15 protein-coding genes are annotated in these 13,693 nt (G+C 38.0%); all 15 read right to left on the bottom strand.

What is annotated here, in order from left to right; all coding sequences use genetic code 11:
* Positions 1-1,005 carry a hypothetical protein gene (locus tag M1D30_RS03595; protein WP_248506348.1) on the bottom strand — a complete coding sequence of 335 codons (1,005 nt, stop codon included), beginning with the start codon at positions 1,003-1,005 and terminating at the stop codon, positions 1-3.
* Entirely contained in the window at positions 1,006-1,836 is an 831-nt protein-coding gene (locus M1D30_RS03590; RefSeq protein ID WP_248506346.1) for an O-antigen ligase family protein, read from the bottom strand.
* 380 nt (positions 1,837-2,216) lie between these two features.
* Positions 2,217-2,810: a DapH/DapD/GlmU-related protein gene (locus tag M1D30_RS03580; RefSeq protein WP_305883863.1), complete on the bottom strand. Its 594-nt coding sequence runs from the start codon at positions 2,808-2,810 to the stop codon at positions 2,217-2,219.
* Entirely contained in the window at positions 2,807-3,502 is a 696-nt protein-coding gene (locus M1D30_RS03575) for a DapH/DapD/GlmU-related protein (protein ID WP_248506344.1), read from the bottom strand. The genes M1D30_RS03580 and M1D30_RS03575 overlap by 4 nt, the downstream gene beginning before the upstream one ends.
* A 113-nt stretch (positions 3,503-3,615) precedes the next feature.
* Positions 3,616-4,443, bottom strand: a complete 828-nt coding sequence (locus M1D30_RS03570) for an NAD(P)-dependent oxidoreductase (RefSeq protein WP_248506342.1) — start codon at positions 4,441-4,443, stop codon at positions 3,616-3,618.
* A 10-nt stretch (positions 4,444-4,453) separates the two neighbouring features.
* On the bottom strand, positions 4,454-5,593 hold the full coding sequence (locus M1D30_RS03565) for an NAD(P)-dependent oxidoreductase (protein WP_248506340.1): 1,140 nt from the start codon (positions 5,591-5,593) through the stop codon (positions 4,454-4,456).
* A 193-nt stretch (positions 5,594-5,786) separates the two neighbouring features.
* Positions 5,787-7,034 (bottom strand): hypothetical protein, encoded by a 1,248-nt coding sequence (locus tag M1D30_RS03560; RefSeq protein ID WP_248506338.1) that lies wholly within the window; start codon positions 7,032-7,034, stop codon positions 5,787-5,789.
* Positions 7,035-7,043: 9 nt separating this feature from the next.
* Positions 7,044-8,330, bottom strand: a complete 1,287-nt coding sequence (locus M1D30_RS03555; RefSeq protein WP_248506336.1) for a lipopolysaccharide biosynthesis protein — start codon at positions 8,328-8,330, stop codon at positions 7,044-7,046.
* Positions 8,331-8,453: 123 nt separating this feature from the next.
* Positions 8,454-10,382, bottom strand: a complete 1,929-nt coding sequence (locus tag M1D30_RS03550; RefSeq protein ID WP_248506335.1) for an IS66 family transposase — start codon at positions 10,380-10,382, stop codon at positions 8,454-8,456.
* Between the two features lie 64 nt (positions 10,383-10,446).
* A complete protein-coding gene (locus tag M1D30_RS03545; protein ID WP_248506333.1) occupies positions 10,447-10,752 on the bottom strand; it encodes a hypothetical protein in 306 nt (101 codons plus the stop codon).
* A gap of 5 nt (positions 10,753-10,757) precedes the next feature.
* Complete coding sequence (gene tnpB / locus M1D30_RS03540) at positions 10,758-11,090, bottom strand: IS66 family insertion sequence element accessory protein TnpB (RefSeq protein WP_248506332.1); 333 nt, start codon at positions 11,088-11,090, stop codon at positions 10,758-10,760.
* 2 nt (positions 11,091-11,092) lie between these two features.
* Entirely contained in the window at positions 11,093-11,404 is a 312-nt protein-coding gene (locus tag M1D30_RS03535; protein ID WP_248506331.1) for a hypothetical protein, read from the bottom strand.
* A 334-nt stretch (positions 11,405-11,738) separates the two neighbouring features.
* Positions 11,739-11,981, bottom strand: a complete 243-nt coding sequence (locus M1D30_RS03530) for a four helix bundle protein (protein WP_248507729.1) — start codon at positions 11,979-11,981, stop codon at positions 11,739-11,741.
* A 96-nt stretch (positions 11,982-12,077) separates the two neighbouring features.
* A complete protein-coding gene (locus tag M1D30_RS03525; RefSeq protein WP_248506330.1) occupies positions 12,078-12,725 on the bottom strand; it encodes a cytidylyltransferase domain-containing protein in 648 nt (215 codons plus the stop codon).
* Between the two features lie 17 nt (positions 12,726-12,742).
* Positions 12,743-13,693 (bottom strand): SIS domain-containing protein, encoded by a 951-nt coding sequence (locus M1D30_RS03520; protein ID WP_248506329.1) that lies wholly within the window; start codon positions 13,691-13,693, stop codon positions 12,743-12,745.

The following is a 13,693-nucleotide window of genomic DNA, read 5'->3' as shown; positions in this document are numbered from 1 at the left end:
TTATTCAAAAATACTGTCTATCCAACCACGTATGGAATAGTATTCATATTGTTTGGGGGAAAGATCCTGATAGGTTCTATCCTTAACAAACTCCAACATTTCCTGTCGCCTCTTAGGATCAAAAATAAATATATTCCGTGGGTTATAAAAATCGTAATTGGCAATATCTGTATTAGTAGTTATCATCTTCTTTCTTGCTCCTAAACACTCTATGGTTCTCATTGTCAATCCACTCTGGGAAGGGCTGCTGCAGTCAAAAATGACATTAGAGGATTCAAACAATCCTATAAGTCTCTCTTGTAGCAATCCTTTGTTGTGCACTATTGATGAGGGTAACTTTTTATATAAGGATTGTTTGAAGTAGTTTGCCAAATATACAAATACTTTGCAGTAGAAATAAGCATAAAGGCTCAGCCTATTTTCAGCGCAGAAGTCTTTAAGCCACAAATATAATTCAGCCCTCTTAGGCATAAGAGAGCCGACAAATAGTATATCAAGGTCCTTACCTTCTAGTTTCTTACACCGTTCATATGCATTGATAAAAAACAGCGGCCGGAAAATCCAGCCCTCGTGTTTGTTTGTGTCAGCACGATCAAAGGTCAGAACCTTATCAAAGTAACTTGCAACTAGTTCTGCATTTCTCATATTCTTTGATGAGTCCCAAAAGTAGCATATATATCGTGCTCTAGGGTATGTCTTTCTTAAATAACTTAGAGCGTCTTCGGCCAATAAATCCATTCGAATACCGAATACATAGTCTATACAAACACTACTCGGTATATTCTTCCTGAATCGTTCAATAAAATAGTTCTGTCGTATTTCTTTTTGTTGTTGTTTTGGTAGTTTATTGATAATTTTCTCACGAAAACTGGATGAATCTATATTTTCTTGAACATAATATACTTTAGAACCTCTCCTCTCCAATTCCTTAATAATTTCATACTCATACCCAAAAAACTTGGGCGCTATAAGTAATATATTTTTATCTATGAATTTAGTATCCATTTATTCAAATTTTAAATCTACTTTGTTCTTTGTCATTAACATAGCTGTAACGAATCCAACAATTGCGACACCCGTTGTTGTATATTGTATAGGTTCTCCCATCATCAACAGTATCAGCAGAATTGAAAGAAAAGAAAACAACCTTTTATTCTCCTTGAGCTTTTTTCGAACTAAAATAAAAGGGACATAAAAAATCGTACAACCAAGAATACCGATTTGATATAATGCAGAAACAACACCATTTGAATCTGAACGCTCTGTTCCAAATCCTTGCATAGAAATTACATAGAACGCATCATGGTTCTTGTAGCCCCACCCCCATATAGGGCTTTGTAGAAAAAGCTGTATTCCACCTATTAGATCAAACATCCTTGCTGAAAAAGAAAATGAGTGTTCTTCTTGCTTAGTTGCCAGCAAATCATTCACAACAAAGACCACTACTCCAACAGTCATTAAGGCCAACAGCCACCTTATAGCTTTTCCTTTGATTTTACGAGTATTAATATAGTAGGCAAACATAAGCACCGTCAAAATCAATCCTGTTGTTGAGAATGTTGAAAGGAGTGCAACCAATAAAATAGCCAATTCAACCTTGCTTTTCTTAGTTTTTACAAATAGCCAAACAAATAGAGCTAAAACAATGAAAAATGCATAAAGTCCAGCTTCTGTAAAGTATCCACAATTCCGTTTAAAAGTAAAACCCATGAACGTGTCTGTTCCGAAATCTGTCACTATCGAACAATATACATAATAATATACATCGTATGTTGGCAACCAATCTGTTGCGAATCTTGTATAAGGAAGACTTATCTGTGCAATTTCTACTACCATATACACTGAAGTTGAAACTATGCACATTAGAAGAAATACTCTATAAAATATTTTAACTGCGTTAATGTGACGACTAATAACATAAATAGACATCTGCGTCATTACTATAAACAAAAGCATCAACCTCAACCAATGAAGTATATTCTCTGAATACAAAAGGAACTGTAAGATGGACAAGAACGACAAGCATATAACATAGACAATAAAGAAGTTAAGTTTATAATCTCTTGGACTGTTCGCAAACATAAACATAATGCCTATAGCACACAAACCTATCTCAATCTGTGTTGGCCCAAACATCTGTGCAATCACAGAACTAGTGCAAAGAATTATAAAAAAAATGATAATGGCAAGAAACCAATGCGACTTTCTTTTCATTACTACACTCTTTCCCATTTCATTAACTCTTTATTGTACCTTTTAACAACTCTTGCAGGTGCTCCCACTGCCACGCAATAATCAGGAATATCTTTAGTTACTACACTATTAGCTCCTATCACACAGTGCTTTCCTATTGACGCACCTATCACGCAAACATTCTCACCTAGCCAGCTACCTTCACCTATAACCACTGGATTACACTGATTGACAGCCTGTCGAATCACAGAGTTGCTTATATCTTCATAATGATGCTGATTATCACTGATATAAACCTTATCTGCAGTTAGTACTTCTTCTCCAATCACAATGCTTTTTGTAGCATAGATATGATTAAAATGTCCTATTGACGTTCCACTGCCTATCTCCAATCGAACTTCCTTCTCCCCCGTTAGTGGAAGAGCCGCGAGCCACGCATAATTAGCTATATGCACTTGGTCGCCTAAATAGATGTTTTTCTTTCCCTCGATCTTTAGAGGCTGGACGATTGTCACTCTCTTCCCAAAAGAACCGAAATATCTTTTATTAAAGAATCCATAGAGAAGAATCCTTAGTCTTAATTTTATCTTATAGGCTAATTCGTAAATAGACATCATTTAATCATTTTTGATGAATCAACAAAATCCTTAAAGGATTTATACTTTGCTTTGTGTTCTTTTATATATCGTACAAAAGAGGGACCAAGTTGATATTTGATAGGTATCTGAGGGTAATTGTCCACTTCATTACCAGATACAAACAACGGGAATTCCTCCCAAAAATCTTCAGGTCTCGGCTCTCGCTTATATCTTTCCCTTATGCTATTGGCATAATCTTGGGCCTCCTTCTCATACTCTCTCTTTCTTTTCTGATAATAGTCTTCAAGACTCATTATTACTTTGCACGGTACTCCAGCAGCTATACTATTGGAAGGTATATCTTTTGTCACAATTGAACCTGCTGCTATAAATACATTGTCACCTATGGTCACTCCTTTTAATATGGTAACATTTCTTCCTGTTGAAACATTATTCCCTATTGTCACCCTTCCTGAACTCGGTAAATAGTCCCTACCGCTCTCAATAAATACTTTCGCAACATAATCATGTGTTAATAATGTAAAATTGGAGTTGAAATAACAATTCTCACCAATTGTTACAAGAGAGGGACGAGTAATATCTATTAGAGTGGAACGGGGATTGAAATGCACCCCCCCCATAATGACTATTCCATTACTCCTCAACCACTTACTATAAGCATCTGAACTCCTAAGTGCCAATATCTTTCTTATGTAATATATCAGTTTCATATTCTTATGTTAGAACGTTACATACCCTTCTCTCTATGTCTCTCCGCTAAGCAGAACAATAGGTATTAATTTTATTTGTCTTGTCAACATCATTGCACATATTGATTAATCTCCTATTTCAATATCTGTTGTATCTTTTTGTTGTTCCCATATTCACATGGCGAGTCGTACGGTCTGTCAGGGAATGCGCCATACTCCAATTTAATGTCAAGATTATGCTCCTTAATAAATTGCTCTACCCTATCAGCTAAGCTCATAGGTTTGCCTGTACAACAATTAATTATTCCAACAACATCCTTTTGCATAACAGCAGCAGAAAGTTGATTGGCAAGTTCATCAACTGTGATAAAATCATACTGATTCTTACCTGTCGTGAACGGGAAGTTTTTTTTGCCTTCTTCCGCAGCCAACAAGAGTTTGCAGAAGATGGAGTTATTCTTCTTGTCATCACCTAGTATGTAGTAGCAGCGAAGCCACTGGAGAATACAGTTCTTCTGCTGGCAATAGAGTATCATAGCTCTGCGGAGGGCATCTTTAGCAATGCCGTACATAGAAATAGGATTGCATGGGGTGTTTTCATCAATAGCACCTTCCCAATAGCCAACTTCGTGCATAGTTCCCATCACAGCCAGTTGCTTCAGACCACCATCAATCATAGCAGTCAAGAACTTATAATGAGCAGAGAGGTCACCAATTTGGGTGGGGGCATTATGCACAAAGCCATTACGCCAAGCCATATGGAGGCAAACATCAGGTGAACCTAATTGTTCATATACATTGCCTTCTGGCAGTTCAAAGAGGTTTAACGTCTTACGTTCTGCACGCTCATCTACATCATTGGTGACAATATCACACGCTATCACTTCAGCACCTTTATCCAAAAGGGCTTTCACCACGTGACGGCCAATGTAACCATTGGCTCCTGTTACTAGTACCTTCATACGTAAATCATTATTTAAAGAGGCCTTTTTGCTTCATCTCTTCCAAAGAAGCCTCGTAATTATCTGTCTGTAAATCCTGCCGGTTCACCCAATCAGTGAATTGTTTGATGCCTGCATCAAATGACCATTTGGGCTGGAATCCAAGAATCTGTTTTGCCCGGGAAATATCTGCATAATTGTGGCGAATATCGCCCAAGCGATAATTACCAGATACTCTCAAAGGGACGTCTATACCATAATGCTTACAAAGCGTTTGAGCAACGGTAAGCACATCTGTTGCTATACCAGTTCCCACATTAAATACGTGGCCGTTTGCCTCAGGCACTTCCATGCCGGCTATGGTCGCATCTACCACATCATCAATATACACGAAGTCACGTGTCTCTTTTCCGTCTTCAAAGATGTTAATTCCTTTGTGACTCTTAATGCGATTTGAGAAGATACTTAGGATGCCCGTATAAGGATTGGTCAATGACTGACCAGGGCCATATACGTTCTGGTAACGGAAGGATACGGACTCTATACCTATGTTCTTGCAAATTAAATGTACCAACTGTCCCTGTACCTGCTTCCCAATGCCATATACAGAAGAAGGATGGATGGCACTATCTTCTGTTGTAGCAACTAATGAAACTTTTCCGCCACACTTGGGGCAATGGCATTCAAAGTCACCTTTGGCCATATCTTCATCCTTGCGCTCAGTGGGATATACATCACCGCACTTTTCGCAATGGTATTTCCCTTCACCATAGATAGCGCGAGATTCTGCAACCACTACACGTTTAACGTGATTCTTGGTGTTGGTTAGAAGGTCTAGTAGCAAGGCTGTGCCACCAATGTTTACATCTATGTAACGCTTAATTTCATACATAGACTGACCGGTACCAGTCTCAGCTGCCAGGTGAATCACATAGTCTGCATCCAGCAATCCCTGTTCAAGGGCAGCCTTATCGCAAACATCTGCCTTGATAAATCTCACTTTGTCCTTGATACTACAATAGAGCGGAGAGGTCTTGTCGGAATCTGTTCCGTGGATTTGCTCCAACAAGTTATCAAGAACTGTCACTTCATAGCCCTTCTCTATCAGTTTCAGGGCAACATGTGATCCAATAAATCCGGCTCCGCCTGTGACTAATACTTTATTATTCATTTTTCTCATTTGGGGATACTGAATAATTTTTAACTATTATTCTTTCACCAATTAATCGCACCTTGATTTGCTTCTTATCTCATTAGGATGATGTTACCATTTTTTATCATTAATATAATCTGTATTACAGTATCATATTATTATTTAGTTTCAATGCTAACATATAACAAAGTCTCTTATTTATTTGATCTAATTAAGAACCTACAATAATTTTACGATAATTATTAATACCCACTCCCATAGTATATTCTAGGACATCATTGATTTCTTTTTGATATTCTTCCTGGGACAGGCCAAATCTTTCAATTATTTTCATTTCAAATTGATCTGGATTTTCAAAGACATCATCACAACCTGGCATTAAATCAAAGCTTCCATCATTATAACGTAGGCATATAACTCCGCGCATTAAAGCTTCGTAATATGCATTTGTATTTACTGCAATAGCCCAATCATATTTTTCCTGAGTTAAACAATTTTCAATTGTCTCGTTAGAAGGTATCATTTTCATTCCATTTTCATTAATAAATTTAAAATAGTATTCAACGGCTGCAGGATGCGGTTTTATAGTAAATTCAAATTTGTCGGTGAATTTTGAAATAATATTAAGCAATTGCATATTTTGATTAAAAAAATAGTGCTGGGATAGAAAAACAATACATCGTTTTGTCTCTTCTTTTTTCCTATAATTCACTAATTTGTTTGACTTCGGGTAACCTGCTAGTAGCAATTTTTTTGTGTCAATACCCCATGAAACGTATTCGTTAATTGAGTATTTTCCCCACATTAATAAATTGTCTGTTTCAAGATTTTCATAATCAATCATACCTGGCTCTGGCGATTTATGAGAAATGTGATGACAACCATGTGTCATTGAATAGGTAGGAACACCCAATCTCTTGAAATGTTGAGTCAACAAATTTTCTAAATCCAGCGCATCACAAAAACTTAAGTACTTATTTACACCTACAAAATCTTTACGACTTAATGAGTTAATATTGTTACACCAAAAAACTGTTTCAATAAGCAGAGCTATTTTAGATTTTTTTGTATAGTTATTTAACTGCCATACTCTTGACTTCCAATTCTTGAATGAAAACAAAAATGATCTTATACTAAAACAGAATCTCAATTTGGGATTAATAAGAATATTCTTTGAAACAAATGGTCCTAACATAGAAAGAACATTCTCATAAGTCTCCAAATGATCTTTGCGATTATAAGTACCAAAAGTGGACAATATTTGATGCGCGCTAGAATTATAAAATAAATTATTAAAATTATAAGACAAAAATAATTTTGCTATTGCCCTATATCGGAATCGCATGTGATCATTCGCAAACGACCACAAGACAAGTGCCAAAATACGATTTAATTTATATCCATTATATTCTATGTCGTATTGTTCCTTTATTATTTTATACTTTTCAAAATCATTCATAATAATAAATTATTTTCTATTAAACGATACCCATGGCATGGGATAAACATAATTACTATATAAAGAAATTCCAACTGTTATAAGACAATTACCTAGTAAAAGACTATATACAGCTCCCATAACTCCAAAAAGTTGTACGAACCAGAACGTTAAAGCCATTTGCGTTAAGCTTGCAGTGAATGTTATTATTCCCATAACAAAAGTTTTCTTGGCTTTATAAATAAATTGTATCGTAAAACTATAGAAAGTATAGACAAAATTGGCTAAAAATATAACAGGTAAATATTGATATGCAGTTAAATATTTAGAATCAATCATATAATTAAATACAAACCAACATCCACCTAAGGATATTATTGCAATTAATGCAAATATAGAAATAATTAAATATATTTGTTTGACAATTCTTTTTTTTTCATCGATTGCTTCACCATTAAAAGATAACCTTTTTTGTAAATAAGGAATATATGCATTAAAAAATGACTGGATAAGCATTGTATAAATTGAACTAATGCTAAGTGCCATAGAATATAAACCATTAAATTGAAGACCACAATATGTTGTTATTAATATTTTATCCATTCCCCCTTTTAACCAAAATGACAAAGAATGTGGTAATAAGGGTAAACCAAAACTTAATAGTTTTTTCATCCACGCAACACTTGCCTTCAATTTCAAATAGCCCTTTCGCATTAAGAACGCGAAATGGATGCTCCCTATAAATGAGAAAACTAATACCTCTGCATAAATTTTTCCGATGCCTCCACCTTTCAAGGTGACTACAAAAAATAACACTACAATAGCATGCAATACTATTTGTAAGACCTGCAAAGCTGCGTATTGTTTTGCTTTATTCTCTAAACGTAATACATTTAGATTGGCTTGTGAAATTAGGCTACCAATAACAAATGCCATGCTAAGCAACTGTATCTTTCTGTCTAACATCAGATAAGTTTCGATTATACGATGGCATAATAACATTAAACTACCAATAGTGCAAGATAAAATAATGCATAGTAGTATAGAATTAGAAACCATCTGGTTGTTCTCATTCTTATTCTGCTCATAAAAGAAATAGAATAAGCTATTAACAATAGCAAGTCCAGATAATAGAATTATCAATCCCGTTAGTACCGTAAAGTTTGTAGCTATTCCTAGTTCTGCTGGAGGCATATAAAAAGAGACTATGGGAAGGAGTATAAAAGCCATAGCCTTCCCTATCATATCTGTAGCAGTATAAATAAATGTTTCTTTGAAAAGGCTTCCTTTTAGTACGGAAATGATAGTATCTTTCATTCTTAATCTCACCTCATCAAAAAGTAAACTATCACTTTGACGTAAACTTGATTTTCAGCAAGTTACGTACAAAACAATTTCAGAAAAATTCACTTGAGTTTAAAAATTGCCCGATTGACAGAGTCAGGCCGCCTCTTTTTGCCCTTCACCATCGTCCTTGGGAAGAGGCTTGTAATTGCATGGGATAAGAGACTTGTAATCGGTCTCACCCTTCATCAGTCTGGTCAGCACATCATTGATGTAATCAAAGAAGTTCAGATCATTAAGCTTACAGCTTTCATACAGCGAGTACATGAAGGCTATGTTCTGGGCAGCATCATGACTACCAGAGTGCAGCCAATTACGACGGCCCATGGCTATGTGTCGGAACATACGCTCCGCAGCACTGTTTGAGAGTTCAATTCTACCATTTTTAAGGAATGCCTTAAAGGCTTTCTCATCATCTAATAAATAATTCACGGCATCGTTAACCATCTTCCCATAGTCTTCTGCCCGCCGTCGCATCTTATGAAGGAGGAAGAACAGCCTCGTCACAAGCGGTCTGCTGTGTATCCTCCTAAATTCCTTCCGTTTCTTGAAGCTCATGTCCTTTGCCTGACGCTCAATCATGAACAGACCATTAATAAGGTCTATTATCTGAGCCATGCGCTTGTCACTGATATAGGCATTAACAAACTTGTGGCGAGCGTGAAACCAGCAGGCAGCACGTACAATATGGTATTCCTCCAAGTCCTTGACTATAGTCTCATATAGAGGAGCCCGGTCTGCAATGAAACTTTTGATATTGGAGCCTTTGAAAATCTCCTCTTCCTGGATCGTATGACTGCGACTGCCATCAGCATAGAGCATAACTACCGTCTTCATATCAGGAGAAAGCACACCATGAATCCACTCCACATGGTATTCGTAACACTTCTTCTCCTCATTCCAGCTACGGACTATTATATGTGTGCCGTCATTATGAGTGTACACAGAAAGCTTGATGGCATCCTTCATTGGCTCTTGCAGCCTGTCCTTCAGATAGCCCATGACATCATGTGCCCAGCCGTTCAAAGTTGCCTGCGGGATGTTGCCACCCATCTGCGCCAGCATCTGAAGGATTCTCTCCTCACTCATGCCGTAGCCTATCTTCTGATCTAGGTAGAAGGCTGCAAGACTGGGCGTCATCGGATTGCCCTGTATGATACTTTCTGGATACTTGCTGCACATCGGATCTCTGCCCGGCACATTGAAACGGCCTATGCAGTATGTCCTTCTCTCCAACTTAGGACCGACATAGGTTATCAGCTCTACATACCAAATGTCATAGCCGCTATCCTTGTCCTTACGCTTGATGAGCTTTGCACCTTTAGGGAGATTTGACGTGTCGATGCCAAGCTCTTCGATAGCTTCCTTAGTCCACTTGCGGCGTTTCTTACTGATACCTGCCTGGCTCTTCTTGTTTTTCGGTTTGACACTGCCTCTTGGAGACCTGCGAGGCGCCGGTTTTTCTTCCTCCTTGTAATCGGAGGTCTGAGTACGTGCAAGCAGGGCCTTTACTATATCGCCTAGTCCCATGTCTTGAATCAGCGGATCATCAAGACAGAACTCACCATCCATATAGCGTCTGGCATCACTGTTGGTATTATACTTGCGATTGAGCATCATCTTGATAACAGCCTGACAGTCGAGATTGTTCTTCTCGACCTCCTTGAGCATTTCCTTGGCTGGAAGCAGTTCCTTCAGTTCCTCCTCATGATCCTGCTTCTGCTGGTTCAGCTGTATAATCAGGGCTTTCTTCTCATCTTCTGCCTTTATACGGCTATCCCTCTCCTGGTCTCTGTCTGCCGTGATGCGCTCAATGTCTTTCTTCTGAGATTCTATAAGGGCAGCCTGTTCGGCAATCTGCCGATCCTTAGATGCCAGCATTTCGGCCGTTTGAGCCTTATCCGCAGCATCCTCCACATCGCGCAGACGGAGCTCCTCTTCATACTCCAGAACCAAGTTCTGAAGCCTGACGTTCTCCATTGCAAGATGGGTGAACTGGATGTCCCTATTATCTCTTTCTATCATACTGCAAAGTTACTAAAAATCAATGACTTATGCAAATATTTCAAGTTAATAAATATTAATATAACTAACTGATTATCAGCGACTTAAGATAATTTTCATACTCCTCGAATGACATATTCAATTCTGCCGCCCTCTCGCGTTTCTGACGTTCCAAATCTGCATTTCTGCGAGAAATCTCCTCACGCATCCCAGAAACGGCCTCCTTGATCTCGTCAAGACGGGCTTGATATCCTGCATACCACTCCCTCCACTCATCAGGAGTAATCTCGTCACGTTCCAAACGGCCTCTCATCTCGGCCATCTTTCCATGCATGGACTTCAGCTCGGCCATCAAGCCATCGTTGTCTTCAAGAGTATAAGTCTTACACATATTCTTTATATCGCTATCTTGGTCTGGATGGCAGTGGACAGAAGCAAAATAAGCGTTTCACGACTGATCTCGTGGCTCTTCTGTACCTTCGTAAATTCAGGTTTCAAGAACTTACCACTATCAAACCATTTCTGATACATCACATAGCCGTTGATGTCATAATGGAGGATCTTGACCTTCCTGTAATCCTTTGAGTAGAATATGAATGCCTCGTCATAGCACTTAGGATTATGGCCCATCACCTCTCGCACTATACCTGCTAGCCCTTCGCGGCCATTGCGCATGTCAGTAGGTTTGCTGCTAATGAAATACTTGGTTCTCGATGTGAAATTAATCATGGCTATGACAGTTTGCGAAGCAGCTCGGACACTGCATACAGATTATTACTCTTGATTTCAATACTGTCACCATCAGGACTCTGCAACTGCAGCACCTTCACCTCCCAGGTCATCCGCTTCGGAGTTTCCTCCTCCAAGGAGAGGGAAATGAAAGACTGTTGCTCTACCGGCTTACTAGCCGAATAGGTTTTCTTGAACTCCATGAGCCAGTTGTAATCCACTGCTTCATCCTTGCAATACTTACGCAGGCTCCTGCCATTACGGTTCTGGTTGTAGTCCTGCATCACTTTCTCAAAATACTCTCTTGTCTCCATAATCAACTAAAATTTGAATTTGGCGACAAAGGTAAATATTATATTTTGAATGACCTTACGCTAAAATGATGGCTTACCATCAAAAATTTGAAAGAATAGTTCAATTTTATTATAACATTCAAATATTACACATAAAAGGATTATGACAAACTTTCTTAAAGCTATTGCCTATTTGACAACTAAAAATGGCTAGCTTTGTATAGAAATGAGCGGAAAAGGCTCAATTTCCCGGATGTCTGATGAATGTCGTAAAGATGTTAGATGGAAGAAGGAAGATGGAAGATGTTGCTACACCCAATCCTATAACTCCTCTTATTCCGTATCATTGATCTTTTTACAGCGATGATGGAGAATTTACCAACTCCTCACAGTCACCATATATAGACTCGTATTGCCTATCATCAATAAAATTATTCCTATGAAGCAATTCAATCCAATAAAGTGATTCTCGAGCCTCCTTTAGTGCAATAAAAGATTTGCTTTTGAAATCAGCTTTACTAATGCCGTTACATGCCTCGGCATTATTGGCTCCGATACTGGTGCCTGTCCGAAGTAACTGATTGCAGAGATTTGACACGGATTGCAAATATACTGGCACTGACTTCTCATATACCCGCTTACCTTATGACAAACTATTCTATAATTCAGACATGCATCGCTATTCATATGCATGCTATTTTTTGTAAGTATCCAATATTTTCTCTGCAAACTCAAAGTCTTCAGGCCAGTCAATATCTACACCCTCAATCTTATCTACTAATGCCATATAGGGTTTGAAACCTATACGTTGCTTATGCACCTTCCAAATGTCCCGTTTAAACATAAAAAAAGCACTCGTTTCTACAAAAACAGGTTCAATAGTCTGAGTTCTGGGAATTTCCTTTAAATCATAATTCAATGTTTTGCCCTTAAACCATGCAAATGTCTGAATCTTCTCTGCACTAAAGGCCGAATCATAATCCTCATTGATAATTTTATCAAGAGCATTTTCGAAGGTTTCTTTCTTCATGAAAGGAGATGTAGTATGTGCAAGAATATATACATCAGCATCCACAGTCTTAGTAAACTCCTCGTAAATCTCTTTACCAAGAGTCTCATCCCTGTCAAGGAACTCTGGTCTTTTCAAGAACTTAACGCCTTCAGGGAGGTATTTTATCACATCTTCATTACTGCAATAGCAATAGACCTCATCCACACCTTTAGCCTTAGCCAGTGTTTCGAGGACATAGCACATTAATGGCTTGTCGCCCAACATTTTCAGATTTTTACCCACTACTCGCTTACTGTTCAAGCGAATCGGAACAAATGCTACAGTCTTCATATTTTAATTCTATTAATTTACAACAAACAAGCGAAAGAATCAATAATGCCTACAAGTTGATTATCATCATTAACAACAATCAATGAATGTATATTATATTTTCTCATCATATTACCAGCCTCTGTTAACTTTGCCTTTTCATTGACAGTTTTAGGATTGCAACTCATGATGTCTCTCACTTTCAGTTGGAAGAAACCATTCTGTTGATTACGCATGGCTCTGCGTACATCTCCATCAGTAACAACGCCTGCAATCTTTCCATTTTCAATGGCGACTGCTATTCCTTGTTTAGTTTGACTTATGGCGATAATAGTGTCACTCACCTTATCGTCCAATTTTACAATTGGGAGATTTTCCGTGACCATTGAGTTTTTAACCGTACTTAGTAATCTTTTGCCAAGACTACCACCAGGATGGAAACGAGCAAAGTCACTTGGCTTAAAGTTTCGCATATGTACCAAGGCGCATGCTAGTGCATCACCCATAGCCATAGTAGTTGTTGTAGATGATGTAGGAGCCAAGTTCAGTGGATCGGCCTCATGGTCAACAGCAATGTTAAGATGACATACAGAATACTGAGCTAAAAGAGAATCTGGATTACCTGAAACACCAATGATTGGTACATTCCTATCAATAATTAAAGGTATAAACCTCAACAACTCATCCGTATAACCAGAATAAGATATAGCCATTACCACATCACCCGTAGCAATCATCCCTAGATCACCATGATATGCATCTAACGGATTAAGGAAAAATGAAGGTGTTCCTAACGAAGCCAATGTAGCTGCAATTTTCTCACCTACATGACCACTCTTTCCCACTCCTGTTACAATCAGTTTACCTTTACATTTGTATATAAGTTCTGCCGCTTTGGTAAAGTTCTCGTCCAGACGAGGAATCAGATTCAAAATAGCCTGAGCTTCGTCTTCAAAACATTTTACCGCAAACTGATTTATTTCATTCAT

The sequence above is a fragment of the Prevotella sp. E15-22 genome (assembly GCF_023204875.1).
Lineage (GTDB): Bacteria > Bacteroidota > Bacteroidia > Bacteroidales > Bacteroidaceae > Prevotella.
Note: the sequence above shows the minus strand (reverse complement) of the source record. Positions and strands in the feature narration are given on the sequence as shown.

Bases quoted from the DNA above. Each gene is read 5' to 3' on its own strand.
- M1D30_RS03525 (WP_248506330.1), bottom strand. From the start codon at position 12,725: ATGAAGACTGTAGCATTTGTTCCGATTCGCTTGAACAGTAAGCGAGTA.
- M1D30_RS03565 (WP_248506340.1), bottom strand. From the start codon at position 5,593: ATGAATAATAAAGTATTAGTCACAGGCGGAGCCGGATTTATTGGATCA.
- M1D30_RS03570 (WP_248506342.1), bottom strand. From the start codon at position 4,443: ATGAAGGTACTAGTAACAGGAGCCAATGGTTACATTGGCCGTCACGTG.
- M1D30_RS03595 (WP_248506348.1), bottom strand. From the start codon at position 1,005: ATGGATACTAAATTCATAGATAAAAATATATTACTTATAGCGCCCAAG.
- M1D30_RS03590 (WP_248506346.1), bottom strand. From the start codon at position 1,836: ATGGTAGTAGAAATTGCACAGATAAGTCTTCCTTATACAAGATTCGCA.
- tnpB (WP_248506332.1), bottom strand. From the start codon at position 11,090: ATGATTAATTTCACATCGAGAACCAAGTATTTCATTAGCAGCAAACCT.
- M1D30_RS03560 (WP_248506338.1), bottom strand. From the start codon at position 7,034: ATGAATGATTTTGAAAAGTATAAAATAATAAAGGAACAATACGACATA.
- M1D30_RS03550 (WP_248506335.1), bottom strand. From the start codon at position 10,382: ATGATAGAAAGAGATAATAGGGACATCCAGTTCACCCATCTTGCAATG.
- M1D30_RS03580 (WP_305883863.1), bottom strand. From the start codon at position 2,810: ATGATGTCTATTTACGAATTAGCCTATAAGATAAAATTAAGACTAAGG.
- M1D30_RS03545 (WP_248506333.1), bottom strand. From the start codon at position 10,752: ATGTGTAAGACTTATACTCTTGAAGACAACGATGGCTTGATGGCCGAG.
- M1D30_RS03555 (WP_248506336.1), bottom strand. From the start codon at position 8,330: ATGAAAGATACTATCATTTCCGTACTAAAAGGAAGCCTTTTCAAAGAA.
- M1D30_RS03575 (WP_248506344.1), bottom strand. From the start codon at position 3,502: ATGAAACTGATATATTACATAAGAAAGATATTGGCACTTAGGAGTTCA.
- M1D30_RS03535 (WP_248506331.1), bottom strand. From the start codon at position 11,404: ATGGAGACAAGAGAGTATTTTGAGAAAGTGATGCAGGACTACAACCAG.
- M1D30_RS03520 (WP_248506329.1), bottom strand. From the start codon at position 13,693: ATGAATGAAATAAATCAGTTTGCGGTAAAATGTTTTGAAGACGAAGCT.